Source organism: Pseudomonas fluorescens (genome assembly GCF_902497895.1).
Classification (GTDB): Bacteria; Pseudomonadota; Gammaproteobacteria; order Pseudomonadales; family Pseudomonadaceae; genus Aquipseudomonas; species Aquipseudomonas fluorescens_BP.
The window spans coordinates 81584-104006 of the sequence record NZ_CABVHQ010000005.1; the positions used below are offsets into that span (position 1 = coordinate 81584).

General features: G+C 58.8%; 22 protein-coding genes and 1 pseudogene. 12 read left to right on the forward strand and 11 right to left on the reverse strand.

Annotation, left to right across the window (positions count from 1 at the left end):
- Positions 1 to 57 precede the first annotated feature (57 nt).
- The 6 genes from F8N21_RS04040 to F8N21_RS04065 all read right to left on the reverse strand — a co-directional run bounded on the left by F8N21_RS04040 (position 58) and on the right by F8N21_RS04065 (position 5834).
- Positions 58 to 729, reverse strand: coding sequence for an HAD family hydrolase (locus tag F8N21_RS04040; protein ID WP_150640899.1), 672 nt, complete (start codon positions 727 to 729; stop codon positions 58 to 60).
- Positions 726 to 1676 (reverse strand): HpcH/HpaI aldolase/citrate lyase family protein, encoded by a 951-nt coding sequence (locus F8N21_RS04045; protein WP_150640900.1) that lies wholly within the window; start codon positions 1674 to 1676, stop codon positions 726 to 728. The genes F8N21_RS04040 and F8N21_RS04045 overlap by 4 nt, the downstream gene beginning before the upstream one ends.
- Positions 1676 to 2770 (reverse strand): cysteine protease StiP family protein, encoded by a 1095-nt coding sequence (locus tag F8N21_RS04050; protein WP_150640901.1) that lies wholly within the window; start codon positions 2768 to 2770, stop codon positions 1676 to 1678. The genes F8N21_RS04045 and F8N21_RS04050 overlap by 1 nt, the downstream gene beginning before the upstream one ends.
- Positions 2763 to 3521 carry a trehalose phosphatase gene (locus tag F8N21_RS04055; RefSeq protein WP_150640902.1) on the reverse strand — a complete coding sequence of 253 codons (759 nt, stop codon included), beginning with the start codon at positions 3519 to 3521 and terminating at the stop codon, positions 2763 to 2765. Before F8N21_RS04055 ends, F8N21_RS04050 begins: the two co-directional genes overlap by 8 nt.
- The gene (locus F8N21_RS04060; RefSeq protein ID WP_191624183.1) at positions 3511 to 4638 is read right to left on the reverse strand and encodes a phosphoribosyltransferase domain-containing protein; all 1128 of its coding nucleotides are present in this window, start codon (positions 4636 to 4638) and stop codon (positions 3511 to 3513) included. Before F8N21_RS04060 ends, F8N21_RS04055 begins: the two co-directional genes overlap by 11 nt.
- A gap of 197 nt (positions 4639 to 4835) precedes the next feature.
- Complete coding sequence (locus tag F8N21_RS04065) at positions 4836 to 5834, reverse strand: ATP-grasp domain-containing protein (RefSeq protein WP_150640904.1); 999 nt, start codon at positions 5832 to 5834, stop codon at positions 4836 to 4838.
- 507 nt (positions 5835 to 6341) lie between these two features.
- On the opposite strand from F8N21_RS04065, the gene F8N21_RS04070 reads away from it, so the two are divergent.
- Positions 6342 to 6881, forward strand: a complete 540-nt coding sequence (locus F8N21_RS04070; RefSeq protein ID WP_150640905.1) for a DUF1523 family protein — start codon at positions 6342 to 6344, stop codon at positions 6879 to 6881.
- A 284-nt stretch (positions 6882 to 7165) separates the two neighbouring features.
- On the opposite strand, the gene F8N21_RS04075 is transcribed toward F8N21_RS04070, so the two are convergent.
- A complete protein-coding gene (locus F8N21_RS04075; protein WP_150640906.1) occupies positions 7166 to 7936 on the reverse strand; it encodes a phytanoyl-CoA dioxygenase family protein in 771 nt (256 codons plus the stop codon).
- Between the two features lie 157 nt (positions 7937 to 8093).
- Between F8N21_RS04075 and F8N21_RS04080 the strand changes: the two genes are divergently transcribed.
- Entirely contained in the window at positions 8094 to 8306 is a 213-nt protein-coding gene (locus F8N21_RS04080; protein WP_150640907.1) for a DUF1059 domain-containing protein, read from the forward strand.
- A 154-nt stretch (positions 8307 to 8460) separates the two neighbouring features.
- Positions 8461 to 8655, forward strand: a pseudogene (locus F8N21_RS04085) (EamA/RhaT family transporter); the annotation flags it as partial.
- A gap of 85 nt (positions 8656 to 8740) precedes the next feature.
- On the opposite strand, the gene F8N21_RS04090 reads toward F8N21_RS04085, so the two are convergent.
- Complete coding sequence (locus F8N21_RS04090) at positions 8741 to 9091, reverse strand: BON domain-containing protein (protein ID WP_150640908.1); 351 nt, start codon at positions 9089 to 9091, stop codon at positions 8741 to 8743.
- Positions 9092 to 9355: 264 nt separating this feature from the next.
- Between F8N21_RS04090 and F8N21_RS04095 the strand changes: the two genes are divergently transcribed.
- From F8N21_RS04095 to F8N21_RS04105, 3 genes are all read left to right on the forward strand, one after another.
- Positions 9356 to 9973, forward strand: coding sequence for a DNA-3-methyladenine glycosylase family protein (locus F8N21_RS04095; protein ID WP_150640909.1), 618 nt, complete (start codon positions 9356 to 9358; stop codon positions 9971 to 9973).
- Complete coding sequence (locus F8N21_RS04100) at positions 9970 to 10233, forward strand: Ada metal-binding domain-containing protein (RefSeq protein ID WP_224788155.1); 264 nt, start codon at positions 9970 to 9972, stop codon at positions 10231 to 10233. The genes F8N21_RS04095 and F8N21_RS04100 overlap by 4 nt, the downstream gene beginning before the upstream one ends.
- Before the next feature lie 106 nt (positions 10234 to 10339).
- Positions 10340 to 10828: a GFA family protein gene (locus tag F8N21_RS04105; protein WP_150640911.1), complete on the forward strand. Its 489-nt coding sequence runs from the start codon at positions 10340 to 10342 to the stop codon at positions 10826 to 10828.
- 43 nt (positions 10829 to 10871) lie between these two features.
- On the opposite strand, the gene F8N21_RS04110 is transcribed toward F8N21_RS04105, so the two are convergent.
- Positions 10872 to 11480: a tRNA-(ms[2]io[6]A)-hydroxylase gene (locus tag F8N21_RS04110; protein ID WP_150640912.1), complete on the reverse strand. Its 609-nt coding sequence runs from the start codon at positions 11478 to 11480 to the stop codon at positions 10872 to 10874.
- 226 nt (positions 11481 to 11706) lie between these two features.
- Here F8N21_RS04110 and F8N21_RS04115 point away from each other — a divergent pair, with 226 nt between their 5' ends.
- On the forward strand, positions 11707 to 12570 hold the full coding sequence (locus F8N21_RS04115; protein WP_150640913.1) for a universal stress protein: 864 nt from the start codon (positions 11707 to 11709) through the stop codon (positions 12568 to 12570).
- 64 nt (positions 12571 to 12634) lie between these two features.
- On the opposite strand, the gene F8N21_RS04120 is transcribed toward F8N21_RS04115, so the two are convergent.
- Positions 12635 to 13108, reverse strand: coding sequence for a DUF1289 domain-containing protein (locus F8N21_RS04120; protein WP_150640914.1), 474 nt, complete (start codon positions 13106 to 13108; stop codon positions 12635 to 12637).
- Positions 13109 to 13514: 406 nt separating this feature from the next.
- On the opposite strand from F8N21_RS04120, the gene acnB reads away from it, so the two are divergent.
- On the forward strand, positions 13515 to 16115 hold the full coding sequence (acnB, locus tag F8N21_RS04125; protein ID WP_150640962.1) for a bifunctional aconitate hydratase 2/2-methylisocitrate dehydratase: 2601 nt from the start codon (positions 13515 to 13517) through the stop codon (positions 16113 to 16115).
- A gap of 180 nt (positions 16116 to 16295) precedes the next feature.
- Here acnB and F8N21_RS04130 read toward each other — a convergent pair whose 3' ends face one another.
- Positions 16296 to 17576, reverse strand: coding sequence for a serine/threonine transporter (locus tag F8N21_RS04130; protein ID WP_150640915.1), 1281 nt, complete (start codon positions 17574 to 17576; stop codon positions 16296 to 16298).
- A 395-nt stretch (positions 17577 to 17971) separates the two neighbouring features.
- Between F8N21_RS04130 and F8N21_RS04135 the strand changes: the two genes are divergently transcribed.
- The 4 genes from F8N21_RS04135 (at position 17972) to F8N21_RS30735 (ending at position 22418) form a co-directional block, all read left to right on the forward strand.
- Positions 17972 to 18922, forward strand: a complete 951-nt coding sequence (locus F8N21_RS04135; RefSeq protein WP_150640916.1) for a 2-hydroxyacid dehydrogenase — start codon at positions 17972 to 17974, stop codon at positions 18920 to 18922.
- Positions 18923 to 19080: 158 nt separating this feature from the next.
- Entirely contained in the window at positions 19081 to 20148 is a 1068-nt protein-coding gene (locus F8N21_RS04140; protein ID WP_150640917.1) for a phosphotransferase family protein, read from the forward strand.
- A gap of 38 nt (positions 20149 to 20186) precedes the next feature.
- A complete protein-coding gene (locus F8N21_RS04145; RefSeq protein ID WP_150640918.1) occupies positions 20187 to 20954 on the forward strand; it encodes an SDR family oxidoreductase in 768 nt (255 codons plus the stop codon).
- 342 nt (positions 20955 to 21296) lie between these two features.
- Positions 21297 to 22418 carry a hypothetical protein gene (locus tag F8N21_RS30735; protein ID WP_224788156.1) on the forward strand — a complete coding sequence of 374 codons (1122 nt, stop codon included), beginning with the start codon at positions 21297 to 21299 and terminating at the stop codon, positions 22416 to 22418.
- The last annotated feature ends 5 nt before the right edge of the window (positions 22419 to 22423 follow it).

Sequence of the window (22423 nt, forward strand, 5' to 3'; positions counted from 1 at the left end):
GAGGTGATCCGGTTTGACCGTTACTCGCAGGTTGATGAGCGCAACATCGCTCACACCTTAATTCCCGACTTTGGTTCCCTGCTGGCGTCCACGACGCCACGCAGGATGAAAATGTCGCCAGTGTGCTTCTTGTGCCGCGGCCAGCAGTTCATGATCGCCACGGGTGTCACCCCATGCTTTGAGCTGGTATTGACTCAGCGGTCCATAGACAGCCTCAAGCCTGAGTACCTTGTTCTCGCACCTGCAGTTGTTGCCCGTGATGCGCCCCGTCAGCAAACCATCGACAACCTCAAGCTCCGTGCCGATTAGCTTGACGCCAAGGCGATCAGCGAAAGGTTGAAGCACCAGGGCGGGAGATGCAGAGCACAGAGTGACCACCGCACCGGCTTCCACCTCGGCAACGAGGGATGGTAACCCTGAAGGGCGCATCAGCCGGGTCCAAAACACCGTACAAAATATTTCTGCTTGTTGCTGCAGCCATTCCGCTTCAACGCCGGTCAGAAACGTGCTGACCAAATGTGCTTTGAGTTGGTCTCGGTTCATTCGCCGCGCGAGGAAACGAATGCTGGGTAGCGCGAGCAGCAGAATGCGCCGGCTGAACTCTCGCGTTCCGAAGGCAAACCTAAGGAATGGGACGAAGCTGTCATGCCGGGTAAGGGTGCCGTCGAAGTCAAAGACCGCCAGCACCCTCTTCCCTTGTACATCAGCCTCGAGCGATTCCTGTGTCATCGAGCTGCCTCGGCCAGGCGAATCGGCGGCTCACCGCCGCCAACTTCTGCTTGCTTCACGCCGTGCCACTGTGCACGCTCGAGGATCTTGACTGCCCACTTGTAATGGGTCGCAGGCTCACACATCACATCGTTGTGCCTGAACACGGCCGGGGCAACGTCACTCACGATCAACTTCGCGCTGTTCAGGTCTTCGAGGCTAACGCGCAGCGTGTCCTGGATGATGCTGATCTGGCTTGGATGAATCGCTGTCTTGCCTACAAGACCATGCGCGATATCCAGCTCCAGCTCCTCTTTGAGCAAGTCCGGTGTAGCGAGCTGCTCAAATACCGGAGCGGTCAGGGCGAAGCCCTGCGAGCCCATAATCCCGGCCAGCATCGGTATGACGAAGCTCATCGGGGTCTGGTATAGCGTTGTGGTCGGGTTGCGCCGAAGGCCCAGGCACCCCATCAGATCGTTCCCGCCAATGCGCAGGGCGATGATTCGCTGGTCGAGGTTTGCCTTGAGCGCCTGGCCCAATTCGACCATTGCCCCCGGGTTGAATACGTCGTGAGTTTCCAGGGTCGGCATGAGGAACAAGTCAGGATTGGTTACCGCCTGCTCCCATGCGCCCAAGTTACGAAGCGTCAGTTTTGGGACGACGAACCCGTCAACATGCCGCATCAGCGGCCAGTCATTCAGTACGGCCGCCATCTCCGAATCTCGGGGACGGACGAACAACAGTGGACCATCCGCCGGGCGGCCACCCCGTTGGTCAATCGCAGTCAGCAGGATATGCAGATTGCGCAGCGCTGTGTCGACATCAATGTCCGCCACTGCGTCTTCCAGGCAAACCACCAACGAACGAAGTTCTGGCAGCCTGGTGCGAAAAACCACGTCAAGCAGATCCACTCGCGTGGCCGGCATGTAGAGCGTGGCCCCAAGGGCGTATGGAGAACGTCTCTTCATCAGCTCAAGCTCCGAATGATAGTCACCGCCCTGTAAGGCCCCAGATCGGAACCGACCTCTTCCACGGTAACGCCCGCGGCCTCAGTGAGGTGCAGCAGCAGTTGAACATCACTGTCGCTGCGGTCCCGGACCAAGACCTGGTCAGGTACGCGGCGCAGTACGGCGCGGGTTGCCTCGGCGATCCCCGGTTTCACCCGGTTCAAATTCGTGATGTCAAAGCGTTCGGCCAACAACTCGACTACGTATGAGGCGGCTGCCTGGAGTTCCAGTCTTTGACTGTCTGTCCACGGCGAAGCGTGGGCTACTTGTCCCAAGGCCCGGCGCTTTACCTCAATCTGCTCGATGAACTCACGGGTCACATCGTGTTCATGCAGGTGGTCGTAGACCACGCAGCCGTGCAGTCCGCCGTCGGCAGGCCAGATAGAACGAGAAACGAGGCCGGAAACTGTGGCGCCCAAAATGCCCGACGGAATAACCCAGTCCTCTGCCGAAGCCGCCAGCCAGGCTCGGCCGCAAGGGTCAGCCAGCACCACCAGTCGCGGTTCTTCCGGGAAGCGAGAGTCCCCGTTCAGGCTTCGCTTGATCTCGCCGCAAATCGCACCTTTGCCGGTCCAGCCGTCGACAAAAAAGATCTGCTCGGCGCCATGTGCCTGGATGATTGCTTCCAGCGCAACGGTGTCGATCCCGCGATCACGGACGATGCTGATTCCATAGTGGTAGGCGTTTCGGCCCATGTCGATCAGTGCCCGGCGCAGCAGTACACCCAGCGGGAGGCCTGCACGGACGAAAGACACCAGAATTATCGAAGGGCCCACGCAAGCGTCATTCAGCGCCAGAGCCAGGGACTGAACGTCCGTGGCCATACGGTTGCCGTTATGCGCGAGTGCCCGCTCGTAGAGCGCCTTGTGAACTTCAGTCGGAGCGCTCTCCAGACTGATCATCTCGGAGTAGTGCTTCTGCTTCGTTTGAATCAGACGCTCCTTCTCTTCGACATCCGTCACTTCCATCTGAACCGGCTGAAGCAGGAAGTGAACGTCGTCAGGTGCGTAGCTACCGCTGCCCACGGTTTTGAAGTCGCAAATAGCCCTAGCCATTAATCGCATCCCCGAAAAGCTTGGCCAGTTGGCTGCGCGCCGGGGTCGCCCACAGATGACACTCGTCCATGAAGCCCAGGTCGGTGATGCTGTCGCCAAAACCCAGCACCGGACGTTCGCCATTGACCTCGCGATCACGGCGAAGCCATTCCTGAACTGCCACGCGCTTCGACAGGCCTGCAGGCAGGAATGCCAGATTGTTGCTGTTCGCGTGAATGTGCATTCCGTCCAACAGCCCCTGGGCCTGGACTTCAGCGAGTACGGTGCTTAGGACATCGTCGTTGGATTCGTTGTGTTTGGTGACCACGTAGTTGCGCAAACCTTCCTCTTCAACCACCCACCCGCGCAACGAGATGCCAAGTTCCTTGCCGATTGCGAGCGTTGCTTCACTCAGGGCTGGCAGGCGACATTGGAAACCGTCGAGGATTTCACGCATGTGCGCTTGCCAGTCCTGATCGAGTTTCCCGTCAGGGCCCAGAATCACGCCGCCATGTGAACAGACGGCCCCGAAGCTAAAGGGCAGTTTCACCCGGCTGTAGGCTTCGACACTGCGTGCGGTAACCGGCACAACGTCGGCCGTCGAGAGCAGCCATTCGGCAAAGGACTTCTGAACCGGGCTCATGAAGCCGTTCGGTTGTCCATCCACGTCGAGGGTCGCTGGGTAACGTGGCGCCCCTTCTTTCATCTTGCGAGCGGTTTGGAACAGAGTGTCATCCAGATCTATCAACACCAGGGGGCGATTACTGCTCATTGATGATTACCTCCGCGCTCAAGGTTGCCAGCAGTTCAGCGGAAACGGCCTGCGCAGGGGTTTCGGAGCAGATCAGCACGCGGTCAAACTGGCCAGGGCGAACGTTGTAGAGGAAATTGGGAATGCCGAGACCATAGTTGTCCGAAAACGACAATGCGTGCTCGATGGCGTGGCCTAGCGCGATGGGTGAGCGACTCGTCGAGCTGAAATGCACGTCAGCGCCAGCACGTTCCAGGCGCTCCGCGAGGAGGAATGGTCGCCATACGAACTCACTGGTGCCCACCACCAGGATTCGTTCACCAGGCTTGACCGGCAGGTCCGGTGCCAGGGTGTCTTCCACGTTGCGCACGCCCAGACGGCCCCAGTCGTTGCGCGGCGACAGCGGCCACTCGCCAGGGGCGATAGTGCCTACGGACGGCATTTGCGGTAAGGGGGCGTCGGCGTCTTCGATAAAGCGGTAAGAGCCCTGCAACAGGGAAACCTGATGTGCAGATGCGCCAATGGTGTTGCGGACAGCGCCGCCGGACCAATCCGTCAGAACGCAGGTTACGACACGCTCGACCTTGGTCAGGCCCGCATCGACCAGAGCGCGGTGCAAATTGATGAAGGTCTTGCCAGTGGATGCCTCGTCGTCAACCAGCACCAGCGAACGGGCGTTCTGCATCATTTCCCGAACATCGGGTTCGACGGGCAAGTGGATCAGGTGCGCGCTGGCATGACTGTGCTCTTCTTCAAAGCGAGCAAACAGTTCGGTACCTGTCGGGTGGCGCGTACTGACTATGTAGACCGTATCAGGGCGGGTGGCGCTGAAGGCGCGATGAACACCGGCACCGAGGCCAACTGCAGTCTCGGCCATGCCGATAACGAGGACCGGTCCTGGCAAGTCATCAGGGATTTGCGCAGCCAGGCTTTCGAAGCTTGCGTTCATCACGGACGGTCGTACAGGAATGTGACGCCCCAACACTTTGGACACGAACAGAAACGCACGCTTCGGGTTACGGCGCTCGGCAAATCCGAACAGTGAGTCGGGGGCGATGACGGCATCATCAACTTTGACCTCGAGTCGCCCGCGCATCAGTTGCGCGCTAAGCGTTTTTGTAGCTGCGTTACGTTCCATGAACAACATTCCTAGATGGGCGGAGGTCGATAACCTGACGCCTCTTCCGTGGGTTTCAAGTCAAAGTGGGGTTATGGATTTCTGGCCTCGATCCGCCACAGCGAAGCCTGGGCTTCACGAGCCATCTCAGCAGTGGTGAGCTCACTGCGAGTGGCGCAATAAGGCACACAGTATCAATGGATGATGTCGGTTTAATATCATGCCGGTATTGGTATCGCAACCGTAATGGCTTTCACGCGCACGCCCGACCGCCAGACACTTTCTGGTTCTTTCAACCCCAGCCGGCGCGCAGCAAAGATACCTGGCAAGTTTGTTCCCGTAGCCCGCGTGTAACCGATCCCGCCTGAGTAGCGAGGGTTGATTTCCAGAAGGTGAGGCTTACCGTCTGCGTCATCACGGGTCTGCACGTTGACAATTCCGTCACACTTGAAGTGCCGGGCGGCCTTGAGTGCCAGCTCCACTGCCGCACCGTCACGTGCGAACGACTGATGCAGCCCTTCTTTGCGGCGACCGACGAATGCCACCGGACGACCAGCCTCACAGACCATGTCCACCGAACATTCGCTCCCGGCCATGTAAGGCATTACAAGCATCGCAGGGGGGGTGGTCCCCGCGCAGTACGCCTGCATGTAGGTCTCGAAGTTCACTTCACGCGCATCCGGGTTCGCAAAGCAACGGAAAGGGTCCGCCTCTTCCTTGAACCGCCAGAAGCCCTGGCCGTAGATTCCGACCGCTGGCTTGATGCAGACTTCTCCCAGTGACGAAAGGGTCTCATAGGCCTTGACCAGCTCCTGAGCGTCAGTAGCAGTGATCGCAGGCACACAATCCAGGCCTGCCCGCTCTGCTTCGGCGGTGAACAGGCTCTTGTCGTCAACCATGTTGAAAGTGTCAATGGACATGCCACCGGTAACAAGGTCCAGGCCTGCAGCCTGGAATCGCGACCGCGCAATCTCGAAAACACTGCCCACACGACCGGCCAGGATGACCTGTATGTTGTGCGCCCGGGCGCTTGCGATCACCCAGTCGATGCGCTCCTGGTTGTCCTTCGGCTCCATGAAACTGACGTCAGCAAGCCCTGTTATTTCAGGGCGGTCCTGACGATGTGAGGCGAAGACTTTCACTTCTGGCGGCAACGCCTCGCGCGCGCCCATGATGACGTCGCGCTGACTTGATTGCCCTTCGAGAAACCAGATCATGGTCGAACTCCCTGATAAATATGCATTCCGGCAGCTGACCTGCTCTGCGGCAGCTGCTGGACTCCAATGGTAGGGACGATAATGGTCCGATGTGTAGATTCAACGTTAAGCGTGGCGGCCGGTACCGGCGTATGACTGGATGCAACGCCAGGCTAGCCAGGTATGGCGGGCAGAAGAATGAATGAATGCACCTGAGCCACCTCAAAAAGACTTGGAGAGCCAGTGCCCCGGCAATCCGGAAACATGCCCCACACAAGTGTCCTTTTGACTGATGTACTCGCTGATAATATCAGGTTGGTGCTTGTCAACGCGGCCAGCAAAACCTTGTATCAATTATCTGTGATCACTGCACAAGCTACGGAATAAGCCTCTTGCCACCCGTTCTTCACTGGTCTTGTAGATCGCCATGAATCGCCCTGGGCTTTCCCCATTCATTCAGCGACTAATATTTGCCATCGATCTACCGAATTGGGGCAGAATTCCGACGATCTAAACTGGAGTATTTACATGAAGTGGTTCAAGGGGTTGATTCTGGGTGCGATCTTCCTGGTGGCCGGTGCTGGCGCACTAGGTCTTTACTATGTGCTACCTCAACACGAGGTGGTGATGGTCACAGGTGTTGAAGTCAAACGGGTCGACCACGATGGGGTCATCAATGCAGAAAACCCGGCCGACGGCCCCACCAGGGACGTGTATTTCATCAACACCGAGGATCCAGACTCAAAGGAAGTCATGGTTTATCGTAACGAAAATACCGGCTGGAGTTTTCCCTGGTATTTCAAGTTTGACTCGGCCGACGTGCAGGCGAAAGCCCAGGGTTACTCCCGTGATGCTCAACAGTTGGCGCTCATTCGCTACTACGGCTGGCGCATTCAGATTCTGTCGGTCTTCCCCAACATTACGCACATCGAAGCAACGACAAGCCGCGACCAACCGTTCCCATTGTTCAACACGATATTCTTCAGCGTGACCACATTATTGTTACTGCTTGTAGCCCTTGCTGTAAGGCGTCGTCTGAAAGGGCGTAGCGAGCTTGTGTCGAACTGACCATCAAGGACCAGGCTGCCCGCAAGAGCAGCCGATTGGTCTGGCCAGATGGCAGACTGAATCGACTCATTGCTTCGATGCCGAGTAATTGCCATTAATGATGGTGATACATTTAAGTGTTTTGATGTTGCTAACAGACAGCACAAGATTCCCATGGCCCATATAGATACTCCCGAAAAGACCAGCCATATGGAACTAAAGCTCGCCGAGCGTTTTTGCTCTGTCCAAGCAGCAAGCGAACTTCCTGAGACCACCCGGAAATCGATTTTGCCTGCCCGGGCAGTTCAGTCATATTCAGCCTCCAAATGGTCGCCCAGCAGCCGCAGTTGGCGCGCAGTGGCGGCGGCCAGCACGTCAGGATTGAAGCGCCAGTGCAGGTAAGGCGCGAATTTTTGCGCCACCATTCGCCGCCCGTAATGCACCTGCAGCAGGTAGCGGCTGCGGTCTGGGGTCCGGTTGCTGCTGCCGGCGTGCCATAGCTCGCTGCGAAACATCAGGGCATCACCGGCCCGGCACAATACCGGCTGCGCAGCACGACCCTGCCACTGAGTTTCACCTTTGCCTGGCGCGCGGCCAGCCCGATGACTGCCGGGGATCACGTGGGTGGGACACAGATCAGCGTCAATATCATCCAGGTAGAGGTGAACGGTGCAGATCTGCATCGGCAACTCAAAGCCCGGATCGGCCAGCAGGCCGGCTGGCAGTTCCATTACCAGATAGTCCAGGTGCAGCGCCAGGCCGGTGAAGCCGGGATGGCAACGCCAGGCCGTCTGGCCAATCAGGTGGCAATCGTCGCCGAGGGCCGCTTCGGCCAATTCAATGATCCCGGGCAGGTCGAGAAACGGTAGCCACAGCGGGTCGCGATTGAACACGCAGGCGTAGTGCTCGAGCAGGCCGCTGTAGTCCCAGTGCTGTTGCTTGAGGCGATCGATGGCAGCACGCAGGGTTTCAATCTGCATGCCATTGAGGATCCTGGGCAACAGGACAAAACCGTCTCGGTGCAAGGCCCGCAGACGCCTGCTGGTCAGGCGTGGCGAAACTTCAGTGGTGGCCATGGCAGGCACCCGGCAAGCGCAAATCACTCCAGGCATCCTTGCACGGCGGGACTGTCGCGCCAAGTACCCTCGGGTCGGCTCGAATCAGCCGATTTGCCCCCTGGGATATACTTCAAGTACCGCCACTCACTCGATGCGCCACGCCGAGGAGAACACCATGACCCGCAAATACATCGATTGCCGCGAATATCCGAGCGATATCAATTGCTCGGTCGCGCTATCGGCAGACTCCGAAGACGAACTGCTCGAGGCGGCCGTACAGCATGCGATGGTCGCCCATAAGCATAGCGACTCGGCGGAACTGCGCGCCCAGCTCAAGCAGCTGTTTCACGACGGTACACCGCCTGTCGAAGCACCCCGTCAAGGGTAATACGGCGTGATGCGGTAGTTGGCCTGCGATTTGCTCCACCGAACCTGCAAAACCCGACGCTGGAAAAGACCACGAGCGGAGGGCTCAACGGGTTCATCGGGGTACTCATCTTCAGCGGTTCGCTGCCGGCAACACCGTGGCGGTACTGGAATTCGTCGGTTTCGTATTCTGGTATCGCGGGCTCGCCGAAGGGGGTATTGCCGCCGTCGGCCAGCTTCAGCTTCTACAGCCGTTTTTGGGCTTGGCGCTGGCGGCCACGCTGCTTCACCAGCGAGTCAGCATGGGCATGCTGGGGGTTACCGTTGCGGTGATCCTGTGCGTTGCTGGAGCGAGAAAATTTTCCAAGTAGACGTTGATCGCAACACCAGGTGCAGGAGCCAGTAATGCGCCTGCCTTTGCTGACCAGCAACGCAGCTCTCACCAGGTCGCCATGGTCATTTATCGTCCATCCTGGTTGACGATTGTGACCGACTCTCAGTGCTCTCTTCGGCGTTGGGAGCTTCTGGAAAACTCCCTGGCGTGAACACGTGGGTCTGCAAGTCGCTGGCATCGACTTCGGCGACGCCATGAACCGAACGGGCCAGACCAATAGCCTTTTCACACTGTCTATGGGTGTTGACGCGGCCGCTCAACGCCACCACACCCGCATGGGTCTTGACATTGATATGCAGGCCAAGGGCTGGTTCGGCAAAGGCCAAGGCCGACTTCACTTTGGCGGTAACCCACGTGTCGTGAACGGCCATTTCCAGATCATGAGAGTAATGCTGGAAGGAGTGATTTTTCATGGCTGAACCCTCTATCACCTAATCAGATCTGCTGTCCGTCCCATTTGCTGTGCTGTCATACATCGCTCAGGCGGGCGTTATGGACACCTGATTCGTTTTGGAGTGCTCGCCACGCAAATATGGACACACATTAATTATAGTGCGGCTGTTGTTCCCGTGGGCGTTCGCTTTGGCCGCTCAGTTTGAACGCAAGAGACGGGGTGCGGCCTTGCTGTCTCAGGTTCAGACTGCATGGGGTGACCGCTGCCCTGTCTCAGGAACCCTATGCCCGACATCTACCATCACGCCAGTGCATTCCTGGCCTCGATCGACGAGGACTGGGCGCGGCATATCGCAGCCATCGGCCCTTGCCTGCACCAGCCAAAACCTGCACGTGATCCCTATGAAGCACTGGTGCGGGCGATTGCCTATCAACAGCTGCATGCCCGCGCTGGCGATGCGATTCTCGGTCGTATGCTGGGGCTATTTCCTGGACAGGATTTCCCGAGTGCCGAGCAGCTTCTGGCGATAGAGTTTGACGTGTTGCGAGCCTGTGGTTTCTCCGCAGGCAAGATCGCGACGATTCAAGGCATTGCCCAGGCCGCGCTCAATGGCGTGGTCCCGGACTATCCGACAGCGCTGGGGATGGACCACGAAGCGCTGATCAAAAGACTCACCAGCCTGCGAGGCGTGGGTCGCTGGACCGTGGAAATGCTGCTGATCTACAGCCTGGAACGCGCGGATATTCTGCCCGCCGACGACTTTGGCGTACGTGATGGTTATCGTCGCCTCAAAGGCCTGGAACAGCAGCCAACCCGCAAACAGATGATCGACCTCGGCCAGAGCTGGAGCCCCTACCGGACGGTAGCAGCCTGGTATCTGTGGCGAGTGCCAGGCCGTTGAGCCGCCCGTTCCTGTTGCTCGGTCCCCAGGGCCAGCCCGTGCAAAGCACTGAACCCGGAACCCTCGGCGGTCATCGCCAATCACGAATCTACGGTCGCCTGGACTGCCCCGCCGCCTTGCGTGCGATGGCCCGAGGTGGCTACGTGGCCCATAGAGTGTTTTTTCTCGATGAAGCCACAGCCCGCAGCGCCGGTTATCGACCTTGTGCGGTGTGTATGCCTGGCGAGTATGCCAAGTGGAAAGTCCAATACAGCATGTAAAACCTGCGATCGGTTTGCGGCACAGCATCTAAGATCAAAAGATCGCAGCCTGCGGCAGCTCCTACGCACACACATGGGGACGCCAATTGCCCTGTCGGAGGTTCCCATGCAGCTCGAAGGATCCTGTCATTGCGGTGCGGTCAGGTTCAGCCTGAGCAGTGCCCACCCCTACCCTTACCAACGCTGCTATTGCTCGATCTGTCGCAAGACCCAGGGCGGTGGCGGTTACGCAATCAACCTGGGGGGCGATGCCAACAGCCTGAAAGTCCGCGGCCGCAAGCAGATCGCGATCTATCACGCGCGGCTCAAGGACGAGGGCGACAGTCGCGCCCACCGCAGCACGGCCGAGCGGCATTTCTGCAAGCTGTGCGGCAGTGCGCTCTGGCTGTTCAGCCCCGAGTGGCCGGAGTTGATCCATCCGTTCGCCTCGGCCATCGACACGCCTCTGCCGGTGCCGCCGGAACACACCCATCTGATGCTTGGCTCGAAAGCTGCCTGGGTTGAGGTCGAGGCGCATCCCGGCGACCAGCAGTTCGAGGTCTACCCCGAAGAATCCATTGCCCAGTGGCATGAGCGGCTTGGTTTGAGCGGATAAGCAATCGGCAGCAGGATCAAAAGATCGCAGCCTGCGGCAGCTCCTACGGAAACGAGGGCACGCCGCTATGAAAGCGGAACTCGACGTCCGGCGACTCGATCAACTCCTGCTCCGCCGCCCTGACCTTGTCGATCACCTGGGCAATGTCCTTGGCATCCCCGTACTGGTAAGCCAGTTTCAGATAGCCCTGGAAGTGCCGGGCCTCGCTTTTCAGCAGGCCGAAGTAGAACTTGCCCAGCTCTTCATCCAGATGCGGCACCAGCGCTTCGAAGCGTTCGCAGCTTCGCGCCTCGATAAAGGCCCCGACCACCAGGGTATCCACCAGTTTTACCGGTTCGTGGTTGCGCACCACCTTGCGCAGCCCCGAGGCATAACGCCCGGCGGAGAGCTGGCGCAGCTCGGTCTTGCGCTTTTTCATCAGGCGCATGACCTGTTCATGGTGAACCAGCTCTTCCCGGGCCAGGCGTGACATCAGGTTGATCAGATCGACGTGGGAGTGATACTTGGCGATCAGGCTGAGCGCGGTGCTGGCGGCCTTGAACTCGCAGTTCTTGTGGTCGATCAACAGGGTATGCTGATCCGCCAGCGCGGCCTGGATCCAGCCATCGGGGGTGCGGCACCCAAGAAACTCATGAATTTCCGGAAGAATCATTGGCACACTTCCGCAAGTTCAGGAGCGTGGCAAGGCAGGACGGTAGCGACTTCAGCGATCAGTAACATGAGGCTCACGAAAGAAAGGTTCACAGCGAAGGGCGCTGATTATACCGGCCGGGCCGCAGACCACCAGTCGGCCGACTTGACATGCATCAACATCACGCGCGGCGCACAGCAACTATAGTTGTGCAACGCAGCGTCTTTTCACTAAGGAGATCCCGATCATGCAAGCCATTCGCAGCATTCTGGTGGTAATTGAGCCCGAGCATTCGGAAAGCCTCGCCCTCAAACGCGCCAAGTTGATCGCAGGGGTCACCCAGGCGCATCTGCATCTGCTGGTGTGCGACAAGAAACATGATCACGCAAGCCTGCTCAGCGTAATCAAGAGCGGCTTGCTGGAGGAAGGCTACAGCGTCACCACCGAACAGGCCTGGAATGAAAGCCTGCACGAAACCATCATCGACGTGCAGCAGGCCGAGGGTTGCGGGCTGGTGATCAAGCAGCATTTCTCCGATAACCCGCTGAAAAAGGCCTTGCTCACTCCAGCCGACTGGAAACTGCTGCGTTATTGCCCGACGCCCGTGTTGCTGGTCAAGACTGCCAAGCCCTGGACCGGCGGGGTGATTCTGGCGGCCATCGACGTCGGCAATACCGATGGCGAACATCGCAACCTGCACGCCAGAATTGTCGATTACGGCTTCGACATCGCCAGCCTGGCCAAGGCGCAACTGCATGTGATCAGTGCCCATCCGTCACCGATGCTGTCGGCCGCCGACCCGGTGTTCCAGCTCAAGGAAACCATCGAGGCCCGCTACCGCGAGCAGTGCAAGGCGTTCCAGGCGGAGTTCGACATCGATGACTTGCACCTGCACGTCGAGGAAGGCCCGGCAGATGTGTTGATTCCCCACATGGCCCACAAACTGGAGGCATCGGTCACTGTTATCGGCACAGTGGCACGCACCGGCTTGTCCGGGGCTTTGATCGGCAATACGGCGGAAGTGGTGCTCGACTCGCTGGAAGGCGATGTGCTGGTGCTCAAGCCGGACGAAATCATCGACCATCTGGAGGAGATTGTTACCAAGCATTGAAAGCCGGAAGATTAAAAAGATCGCAGCCTGCGGCAGCTCCTACACAGGCTGCGATCTTTTGCATTCAATCAGGTGCCAAGGCATCCCTGAGAAACCCTGGCGCGATGTAGCGCTGATAATGCGCTTCAGACAGCAGGAAAAATTCCCGATCGATGGCATCGCGCAGCTCCGGCAGGTTCCAGTCGCGAAACTCCGGTAACAGCACCATCCCGTAGGCATCCAGATTGTTGATAACCCGCGCACCACGGGCGATCAACTGATAAGCCCAGCAATACTCGGACTGATGGGGTACGAAGCGGATTTTTCGCTGTTCCAGCTGCAGGCGCAGGCGCTGGGGGTCGAAAATCTCCAGTTTGCCGGCCATCACCTGCACCAACAGCTGTTCCAGGCGCAGCCACACCGCACGTTTTTGTTCCTCGTTGTAGCCGTTCCAGTGAATCACTTCATGGTGGAACCGCTTGCAGCCACGGCACACCAAATCACCGTACACAGTGGAGCAAAGGCCGACGCAGGGGGTCTTGATAGTCTGATTGGGCATAGGTAGCCAGAACGCGGGAAAGCAAAACAGATGCCCATGTTAGCCCTTTGTCTAACATTGATCACCCCTCAAACTTCAGCAGCTAACTTACCTTTAGAAAATTTTTGCCGTAGAATCAGCCAGCCTTTTAAGGCGCCAATGTCCGTTAGAAGCTGTTTTCAAAGCGTCACGAGCACAGTCGTTCCTTCAGAGCGGTGTTGGCGAGGGGTATTTCCAGCGGGGAAAACTCAGCGCCAACCCTCATCAGCTCCGTTCTGCAGGCGTAAAACTTTGAAAGCAGCTTCTGTGAGGAATTCCGGCAACTCTGGCCAGGTGGCTCAAAAAGCCCCCAGGGCGCATGCGTGCCGTGAGTTTCTGGATGAGCGTCCCGGACACCCATTTGGGACCACTGATGAGGGTAATAACTGTGCTTGAAGCCTACCGCAAACATATCGAAGAGCGCGCAGCACTGGGTATCGTTCCCCAGCCGCTTAACGCCGAACAAACTGCAGGCCTGGTCGAGCTGCTGAAGAATCCCCCGGCTGGCGAAGAAGCTTTCCTCGTTGACCTGATCACCAATCGCGTGCCGCCTGGCGTCGACGAAGCCGCCTATGTAAAGGCCGGTTTCCTTTCCGCATTGGCCAAAGGCGAAGCCAACTCCCCTCTGATCGACAAGAAACGCGCTGTTGAACTGCTCGGCACCATGCAAGGCGGCTACAACATCGTGACCCTGGTCGACCTGCTGGAAGACGCCGAACTGGCGCCAGTCGCGGCCAAGGAACTCAAGCACACCCTGCTGATGTTCGACGCCTTCCACGACGTCGCGGAAAAAGCCAAGAACGGCAACGTTCACGCTCAAGGCGTGCTGCAATCCTGGGCTGACGGCGAGTGGTTCCAGAAGCGTCCGGTGCTGGCCGACAAGATCAGCCTGCGCGTATTCAAGGTCACCGGCGAAACCAACACCGACGACCTGTCCCCTGCTCCCGATGCCTGGTCCCGTCCAGACATCCCGCTGCACGCCCTGGCCATGCTGAAAATGGCCCGTGACGGCATCGTTCCGGATGAGCAAGGCGTCACCGGTCCCATGAAGCAGATCGAAGAAATGCGCGGTCAAGGCTTCCCGATCGCCTACGTCGGTGACGTGGTCGGTACCGGTTCTTCGCGTAAATCGGCAACCAACTCGGTACTGTGGTTCTTCGGCGACGACGTTCCTTTCGTGCCGAACAAGCGTGCCGGTGGTTTCTGCTTCGGCAACAAGATCGCTCCGATCTTCTACAACACCATGGAAGATGCCGGCGCACTGCCGATCGAATTCGACGTGACCAACATGAACATGGGCGACGTGATCGACCTGTATCCGCATGCTGGCAAAGTCACCAAGCACAACAGCGACGAAGTCCTGACCACCTTCGAAATGAAGACTCCGGTTCTGTTGGACGAAGTCCGTGCCGGCGGTCGTATCCCGCTGATCATCGGCCGTGGCCTGACCGAGAAGGCTCGCACCGAACTGGGTCTGCCACCTTCGACCCTGTTCAAGCTGCCCGAAGCACCGGCTGAAAGCACCAAGGGTTATACCCTGGCGCAGAAAATGGTCGGCAAGGCGTGCGGCGTAGCTGGCGTTCGTCCAGGTACCTACTGCGAACCGAAAATGACCACCGTCGGCTCCCAGGACACCACAGGTCCAATGACCCGTGACGAACTGAAAGACCTGGCGTGCCTGGGCTTCTCGACCGATCTGGTCATGCAGTCCTTCTGCCACACCGCGGCCTATCCAAAGCCGATCGACGTGACCACCCACCACACCCTGCCTGACTTCATCATGACCCGCGGCGGCGTTTCCCTGCGTCCGGGCGACGGCATCATCCACAGCTGGCTGAACCGCATGCTGCTGCCGGACACCGTCGGCACCGGTGGCGACTCCCACACCCGTTTCCCGATGGGCATCTCCTTCCCGGCCGGTTCCGGTCTGGTAGCGTTCGCTGCAGCCACTGGCGTCATGCCACTGGACATGCCGGAATCGATCCTGGTGCGCTTCAAAGGCAAGATGCAACCGGGCGTCACCCTGCGTGACCTGGTTCACGCCATTCCTTACTACGCGATCCAGGCTGGCCTGTTGACCGTAGAGAAGAAAGGCAAGAAGAACGCTTTCTCCGGTCGCATCCTGGAAATCGAAGGTCTCGACAACCTGAGCATCGAGCAGGCTTTCGAACTGTCCGACGCCTCCGCCGAACGTTCCGCTGCCGGTTGCACCATCAAGCTGTCGAAAGAGTCGATCACCGAGTACCTGAACTCCAACATCACCCTGCTGCGCTGGATGATCGGCGAAGGCTACGGCGATGCACGGACCCTGGAACGTCGCGCACAAGCGATGGAAGCCTGGGTTGCCAACCCTGAGCTGATGGTTGCCGATGCTGACGCCGAATACGCCGAAACCATCGAAATCGACCTGGCCGACATCAAAGAGCCTGTGCTCTGCGCGCCAAACGATCCGGACGACGCCCGTCTGCTCTCCAGCGTTGCTGGCGAGAAGATCGACGAAGTGTTCATCGGTTCGTGCATGACCAACATCGGTCACTTCCGCGCTGCCGGTAAACTGCTGGAAAAAGTCGAAGGTGCGTTGCCAACTCGTCTGTGGCTGTCGCCGCCGACCAAGATGGACGCTCACCAGTTGACCGAAGAAGGCTACTACGGCATCTACGGCAAGGCTGGCGCGCGCATGGAAATGCCGGGCTGCTCGCTGTGCATGGGTAACCAGGCGCGCGTTGAACCGAACTCCACCGTGGTGTCGACGTCGACCCGTAACTTCCCGAACCGTCTGGGTGACGGCGCGAACGTCTACCTGGCTTCGGCCGAGCTGGCGTCTGTGGCTTCGATCCTGGGTCGCCTGCCGACCGTCGAGGAGTACATGGCCTACGCGAAGGAAATCGACACCATGGCCAGCGATGTCTATCGCTACCTGAGTTTCGACCAGATCGCCGAGTTCCGTGAAGCTGCTGCGAATGCCAACATTCCGGTCATTCAAGCTTAACGTTACAACGCCATAAAAAACGCCGCCCATCGTGAGATGGGCGGCGTTTTTTTATACCCCAGAATCAAAAGATCGCAGCCTGCGGCAGCTCCTACAGAATTTATATACACCCGCAATATCACGGGTGTACTCGGTCGGTGTAGGAGCTGCCGCAGGCTGCGATCTTTTGATCTTGTTTTTCTAGGCCGTCAACGAATAGATCAACGCGGTAATCGCCACCAGCCCCACCAGCGTCACAAAGACGTTGGAAGCCTGGCCACGATACCGCGCCATGGCTGGCACCTTACGGATCGCGTACATCGGCATCAGGAACAGGATTGCCGCGATGATCGGGCCACCCAGGGTTTCGATCATGCCGAGGATGCTCGGGTTGAGCGTAGCGACGATCCAGCACACCACCAGCATGAAGGCTGCGGTCATGCGGTCCAGGGTCTTCGGTGCCGGGCGACGACCGCTCTTGACGACCAGACCCTTGAGGCCTTCGCTGGCGCCGATGTAGTGCCCCAGAAACGACTTGGAAATCGCCACGAACGCAATCAGCGGTGCCGCAAAGGCAATCGTCGGGTTGCTGAAGTGGTTGGCCAGGTACGACAGGATCGACAGATTCTGCGCCTTGGCTTCGGCCAGTTGTGCCGGCGACAGGGTCAGCACGCAACTGAAGACGAAGAACAGCACCATCACCACCATCAGGCCGTGGGCGCGGGACAGAATCTGCGAGCTGCGCTCTTCGGCGTGCTCGCCATGCCGACGCTTCTGGTCCACCGCAAAGGCCGAGATGATCGGCGAATGGTTGAACGAGAACACCATCACCGGAATCGCCAGCCACAGGGTGTGCAGCAAGGCCGAAGGCTCAGGCACTGTGCTCGCGGTGGCGAGAATGCCGCCGTTCCAGTGCGGAACCAGGAACACCGCGAGGAACAGCAATGCGACGATGAACGGATAGACCATCAGGCTCATGGCCTTGACGATCGCCTGTTCACCACAGCGCACCACCGCCAGCAGACCGAGAATCAGCACCAACGACAGAACCACCCGCGGTGGCGGCGTGATGTGCAGTTGATGTTCGAGGAAACTGCCCACGGTGTTGGTCAGCGCGACGCTGTAGATCAACAGGATCGGAAAGATCGCAAAGAAATACAGCAAGGTGATCAACGCCCCCGCCTTGATCCCGAAATGTTCTTCGACCACTTCGGTGATGTCGGCGCCGGCCCGGCCCGAGAGCACGAAGCGGGTCAGGCCACGGTGCGCATAAAAAGTCATCGGGAACGCCAACAGCGCCAGAATCATCAGCGGCCAGAAGCCACCGAGGCCGGCGTTGATCGGCAAAAACAGGGTGCCCGCACCAATTGCAGTACCAAACAGGCCCAGCATCCAGGTTGTGTCATGGCGATTCCAGCTACTGAGACTCGCTGGTGTCGCCGCTTCATAGCGTTCGTCGACGCTATTGGCCTGATCATTCATCCGGTCGGATCTCCGCATTTCCAGTCATGTGCCACACAGTCGGAGCGAGTCAGAAAAAGCTGACAGGCAGCGCCCCGGCCATAATAGGGGCGCGATTGTCCGGGATTAGCCAACAGAAGCAAAGACTTAGCTGAGGAGCGGTCAGGCGGACCAGGCGTTTCTCGCAGCGCGCATTAACGTAATGCCCCCGTAGGAGCTGCCGCAGGCTGCGATCTTTTGACTTTGCTGTTGCGCGGCGCTGCGATCTTCGGCCCCACACCCCACCGCGCCAGCTACCCTTGTCAATCATCTCTCTAGCCAGCAGTCTGGAATCTTTCAGAGATCTCCCAGGGATGGGCAACACACTCATTACAACTTCGGCAAATCCACCGATTGAAATTTTTCAGGAGCGCAGCATGCCCGTCACCGTTCTGGTACTGGTTGAAACCATTAACGACTACCTGCCGATCCTCGAACACAGCGGTTTTCACCTGATTCTTGCGCCTACGCCGGCCGAGCGGGCCCAAGCCATCAGGACCCACGCCAGCCAGATCAGGGCCGTACTGACCCGCGGTCCGCTTGGCTTGACCGCCGAAGAAATCGCCGCCCTGGCGCATCTGGAAATCATCTGCGTGATCGGCGCCGGCTACGAACACGTCGACCTGCAGGCTGCCAGCAACCGCGGGATCCGCGTGACCAACGGTGCTGGAGTGAATGCTTCGTCGGTGGCCGACCATGCCATGGCGCTACTGCTGTCCCTGGTACGCGACATTCCCCGGGCAGATGCCGCGGTCCGGCGCGGTGAGTGGCCGAAAATCATCCGCCCTTCCCTTGCCGGCAAACGCCTGGGCATTCTCGGCCTCGGTGCCGTCGGCACGGCCATCGCCAAACGCGCGGCCAAAGGCTTCGATATGATGGTCAATTACCACAACCGTCAGTTACGCAGTGACGTGCCCTATAGCTTTTGTTCGACCCCCACCGAGCTGGCCCGGGCCTCTGACTTTCTGATCATCGCCACTCCCGGCGGTGTCGGCACGCAGCACCTGATCAACAGACAGGTGCTGGACGCCCTGGGACCCAACGGTTTTATCGTCAACATCGCCCGGGCCAGCGTGATAGTCACCGCCGACCTGATCTCGGCGCTGGAACAACGACGGATCGCCGGTGCCGCCCTCGATGTATTCGATGCCGAGCCGCAAGTGCCGCAAGCGCTCAAGGTACTGAGCAACGTGATCCTCACTCCGCATGTCGCCGGGCTGTCTCCGGAAGCGACCCAGGCCACCGTCGAACTGGTGGGAGAAAACCTTCTGGCGTATTTCTCCGGGCGCCCATTATTGACCCCTATCGACCTGCCGCCAGCGAAATGACCGGAGGTGGCTGCAGGGCATTCAAACGCTTGTATCAAAAGCAATGATTGCCCGGCAACACGCTCACCTATAACGGCTTGCCGCGGTTGTGGGCTCCGGGCAGGCACATTAGATTAGACAATAATGTCGGGCCTCCAAAATAAGCAGAAGGGATAAGCATGGCGCTTACTGATCAGTCCACCGATGTCCGCTGCGGCGAAGAACTCGAGGTCAACCTCATCGATCCGTACCTCAAGGCGCATATTCCCGGCCTGAGCGGGACGCCACGGATCAGCCAGTTTCCGGGCGGGGCTTCGAATCTGACCTACCTGCTGGAATACCCCGGGCAGGAGTTCGTCCTGCGCCGGCCGCCGTTCGGCCACAAGGCCAAATCCGCCCACGATATGGGCCGCGAGTACCGGATTCTCAATCAGCTCAAGGACGGCTTCCCGTATTGCCCGAAAGCCTATGTGCATTGCACCGACGAATCGGTGATCGGCGCCGAGTTCTATGTGATGGAGCGGGTCAAGGGCATCATCCTGCGCTCCGACTTGCCAGCGGAACTGGGCCTCGATGCGCCGAAGACCGAAGCGCTGTGCAAGAGCTTCATCGACAAGTTCGTCGAACTGCATCAGGTCGACTACAAGGCCTATGGCCTGGCCGACCTCGGTAAACCCGAAGGTTATGTAGCGCGGCAGATTCGTGGCTGGAGCGACCGCTACGAAAAAGCCCTGACCCCGGATGCGCCAAAGTGGGAAGCGGTCAAGGCCTGGCTCAACGACAAGATGCCCGCCGACCATCCGACTTCGAGCATCGTGCACAACGACTATCGATTCGATAACGTGATCCTCGACCCGCACAACCCGATGCAAATCATCGGCGTGCTGGACTGGGAACTGACCACCCTCGGCGATCCGCTGATGGACCTGGGCAACACCCTCGCCTACTGGATCGAAGCCGCCGACCCGGCACCGGTGCAACTGATGCGCCGCCAGCCGAGCCATGCGCCCGGCATGTTGACCCGCCGCCAGTTCGTCGATTACTACGCCGAACGCGCAGGCATCCAGATCGACAACTTCGATTTCTATTACACCTACGGGCTGTTCCGCCTGGCGGGTATCGTGCAGCAGATCTATTACCGCTTCTTCCATGGCCAGACCCAGGACAAACGCTTCGCGCAGTTCATTCAGATGAACAAACTGCTGGAGCAGATGAGCCTGCAAGTCATCCAAAAATCCAGCCTCTGACTGCGCACCTCGCGCCTGGCATACAACAAGGAAAAACCATGTCCAAGACCCAGTTGTTCGACCTCGACGGCAAGATCGCTTTCGTTTCCGGCGCCAGCCGCGGTATCGGCGAAGCCATCGCCAAACTGCTGGCCCAGCAAGGTGCCCACGTGATCGTCTCGAGCCGCAAACTCGACGGTTGCCAGCATGTGGCCGATGCGATCATCGCCGACGGCGGCAAAGCCACGGCCGTCGCCTGCCATATTGGTGAAATGGAGCAGATCAGCCAGGTCTTCGCCGGGATTCGCGAGCAATTCGGGCGCCTGGACATCCTGGTCAACAACGCCGCGACCAACCCGCAGTTCTGCAACGTGCTGGATACCGACCTCGGGGCGTTCCAGAAAACCGTCGACGTGAACATCCGCGGCTACTTCTTCATGTCTGTGGAAGCCGGCAAACTGATGCGCGAAAACGGTGGCGGCAGCATCATCAACGTCGCCTCGATCAACGGTATTTCGCCGGGCATCTTCCAGGGCATCTACTCGATGACCAAGGCCGCGGTGATCAACATGACCAAGGTCTTTGCCAAGGAATGCGCGGAGTACGGCATCCGCTGCAACGCCTTGCTGCCAGGCCTGACCGACACCAAGTTCGCTTCGGCACTGGTGAAGAATGACGCGATTCTGAATACCGCGCTGCAGCAGATCCCACTCAAGCGAGTGGCTGCGCCGAGTGAAATGGCCGGGGCGGTGTTGTACCTGGCAAGTGAAGCGTCGAGCTATACCACTGGGGTTTCGCTGAATGTGGATGGTGGGTTTTTGTCCTGATTGCAGCGGGTTCTGGGTGAGCAAGAGGCAGCCTTCGGGCTGCCTTTTTGGTTTGGTTGAAATGCATATCCATGGTGCACCCAGATCCCTGTGGGAGCGGCGGTGCGGCGATCCGACTTGCCCGCGATATAGGCGACTTGATGGCTGGCCTATCGCGTTGCAGGTGTACCCAATCCAACTGTAGGAGCTGCCGCAGGCTGCGATCTTTTGATCCTGGCTTTCAGGCGGCGTACACATCCATTCCTGCGAACCTCCTCGATATCAATTTCAACCCATAACTATATACCGCACCTGCCCAGTGCTGAATCGTCACCCTGCGCCATACAGACAAGGAGAGACTGTATGGCTAAACAAACCTATCAAGATGGATCAACAGGGGACGTCGTTATCAGGCCGGGCCCGCCGCCCGCGAGTGGAGGTGGCGGCGAAGGCTTTTTCGGCATTGGCGGTGGTGGCGGGTTTTCCGGAGGCTTCGGCGGATCAAGCAATAAGCGCAGAAAAGCCAGGGCACGAGCCAAGAAGGCTCACCTCCTCGCTCAGGAGCAAGCCCGAGCGCAGGCCGCCGCTCAAGAGCAAGCGGCGGCTCAGGCACAAGAGCACGCTCGCGCCCAGGCAGCCCTTCACCAACACCTCGCCACGCTGACGCAACGCCATGACGCCATAAGGGCCGAGGTTGATCGAACCTTTGCAGCCAGATCTGAAAGACTCGCAGAGTCGATTCAAAGCGAAATTTCGGCCGCCACAAAGCCACCCGATAACAAGTCGACCGAGCGTTGGCAGCTTTACCTGATCAGCAAGGAAAAAGACGAAATCGATGGGCTGATTGCCCGAAAAAACGCTGAACTCAACCCAAAAAAAGTGCTCGCCAGATCCTTCGATGGGCACGATCCACTCACTCGTTCGGCAAACGATTACCTGACACGACTGGCGGAGTTCGGCACGGCGCTCAACGACAGCCATCAGTTGTGGGAAAACGCTTATAACGCGGCCCATGAAGCTCGGCTTCTGTCCACACAGATACAAGCACTCACGGATAAATCCAACGCACTTGCCAGGCATCACGCGGAGCAGACAATAGTCTGGCGTGACAGGGAACAGGTATGGGAGCGTCATCGGCAGAACGCCGAACAACGGGACGCGCGCATTCGTTTCAAGCAACAGGCCGATGAAGATGTGCGTCATGAGCGGGTCAGAACGGCCAATACACTGACAGTACCCGCTACCTCTGTGGCTGCTGGCGGGATGGTTTTAACCCGCGGTGGGGCATTTGTTGTCGAGGGCGCCGCAGTCGCGCTGGAAGCGTCCATCTCTAGCGCTATAGCTGAAATCCTGCGCATTGCAGCGATACGTGCAGGCCAGTTAGCCAGCTTGTTTGTCAGTTCGATGCTCTACTCGCCGGTGCTGGGCGATGGCGAGCTTACGGCTGAGCAGCGCCGTCATCTGTTTCAAGGGATCGGCGTCTGAGCCGA